Source organism: Aquabacterium sp., from assembly GCF_004297345.1.
GTDB lineage: Bacteria > Pseudomonadota > Gammaproteobacteria > Burkholderiales > Burkholderiaceae_C > Aquabacterium.
In genome coordinates, this window is the sequence record NZ_SCTN01000067.1 from 1 (window position 1) to 1,922 (window position 1,922).

Consider the following 1,922-nt stretch of genomic DNA (forward strand, 5'->3'; position numbering starts at 1 on the left):
TTCGTTGGTGGCCAACCCCGCCTTGTCAACGACCGCATTTGCCGAGCACCACATCGAACGCATCATTGCTCAGATGCGTTGATGGCAGAAAGGCGGGTAGCCTGACAGGGCCCCGCCGCACTCTTGCGCTTCTTCAAGCCTGCGCTTCCATCTGGGGGCGCAGGCCTTTTTGTTTGATCACCCGCCGTGTGCTTCGCGCACGAGACGATCGTGCTTTTCAGTGTCTTCCTTCACATGCTTGGCCACGTAGTGATAGATATAGCCGAGCATGACGAACATGAAGGCAATCACGGCCAAACTCATCAGGCCATAGTCAGTGGTGAGGAAGTCGTTCCAGGCGTGCATGGTTGGTTCTCCTTTTCAAACAAATCTCAAGTGCTATCTGACGCCTGTTGAGCCCGACCGGTTCTGATCCACATCAAGCGCATTGCTTCGAAGCCCCCGGGGGTATGCAGAATTTGACGCGGCACAATGTGGGGATGCAATCGATTCGCATCCTGCCTTTTCACGCCACACGCACGGCGCTGCTGGGCCTGTGTGGTCTCGTCCTGGCTGCGTCCGTTATCGCCCAGGAGGCTGGCGGCAGTACGGCTGAGACGGTGCCCAAGCGCCCGCGCATCGGCCTGGTGTTGTCCGGCGGCGGTGCGCGCGGCCTGGCGCACGTGGGTGTGCTCAAGGTGCTGGAGCGTGAACGCATTCCGGTGGATGTGATTGCGGGCACCTCCATGGGCGCCATCGTGGGCGGCTTGTATGCCAGTGGCATGTCGGCCGTCGAGGTGGAAGCCGAGGTGCGCAAGCTCGATTGGGACAATGTGTTCGCCAGCCGTGTGGACAGGCGCGAGTTGTCTCAGCGTCGCAAGGAGCAGGATTTCGAGGTCTCGCCGCTGCTGGAAGTAGGTGTGGGCGCGGATGGCTTGAAAGCGCCTGTGGGCTCGGTGTCCAGCCGGGGGCTGGAATCGCATCTGCGTCGCCTGACCTTGTCGGCGCGGCACATCAAGAGCTTTGACGATCTGCCCACGCCGTTCCGTGCCGTGGCCACGGACATGGAATCGGGCCAGGCCGTCACGCTGAAAGACGGCGATCTGGCCACGGCCTTGCGCTCCAGCATGTCTGTGCCGGGGGTGTTTGCGCCAGTGGAGGTCAATGGCCGCATCCTGGGGGATGGCGGCCTGGTCAACAACACGCCGGTCGATGTGGCCAGGCAACTGGGGGCAGAGCGCCTCATCGTCGTCAACATCGGCACGCCATTGGCCAGGCGAGATACCTTGTCTTCGCTGACCGGCGTGACCGCCCAGATGATCAACATCCTGACCGAGCAGAACGTGCGCCAGTCGCTGGCCTCGCTGACGCCGCAGGATGTGCTCATCGCGCCCACGCTGGAGGGCATGACGGCGGCCGACTTCAACCGCGCGCCGGAGTTCATGACCCTGGGCGAGTTGCAGGCCGAGGCCATGGTGCTGCGCATGCAGGATCTCAAGCTCAGCGAGGCCGACTATGCGCGCTGGAAGGCTCAGCGCGTCAAGCGGCAGACCCAGGCAGTGCCGCTCACCTTCGTGCGTTTCGAGGGCTCGCAGCTCACACATCCAGATGCCCGCTCCGATATCCTGCTGACGCAACCCGGCCAGGTGTTCGATGTGGCCAAGGCCGAGCGTGATCTCACGGTGCTGGCCGCCTCTGGCGACTACCAGGGCACGGATTACCGACTTGTGCGCACACCGGATGGCCAGGAGGGCCTGGTCTTTGCGCTCAAGGACAAAACCTGGGGGCCCGACTATCTGCAGATGGGGCTGGACTTCAGCGCCGATAACCGGGGGCGCAGCGCCTTCAACCTCAAGCTCGTGCACAACCGGCACTGGCTGGACACGTCCGGCACCGAGTGGCGCAACTTTTTGCGCCTGGGCACGGCGCCGGCTTTGGGTACA

At 63.1% G+C, this 1,922-nt stretch carries 2 protein-coding genes; one reads left to right on the forward strand and one right to left on the reverse strand.

The features are described 5' to 3' along the window. Positions 1-177 precede the first annotated feature (177 nt). Positions 178-345 (reverse strand): DUF3149 domain-containing protein, encoded by a 168-nt coding sequence (locus EPO09_RS01980; protein ID WP_290639647.1) that lies wholly within the window; start codon positions 343-345, stop codon positions 178-180. A gap of 134 nt (positions 346-479) precedes the next feature. On the opposite strand from EPO09_RS01980, the gene EPO09_RS01985 reads away from it, so the two are divergent. Further along, positions 480-1,922: patatin-like phospholipase family protein (locus EPO09_RS01985; RefSeq protein ID WP_290639649.1), on the forward strand; the 1,443-nt coding region annotated here is incomplete at its 3' end.

What these genes read in the sequence shown, in the direction of transcription:
- EPO09_RS01980 (WP_290639647.1), bottom strand. Translation starts at nt 345, where the DNA reads ATGCACGCCTGGAACGACTTCCTCACCACTGACTATGGCCTGATGAGT.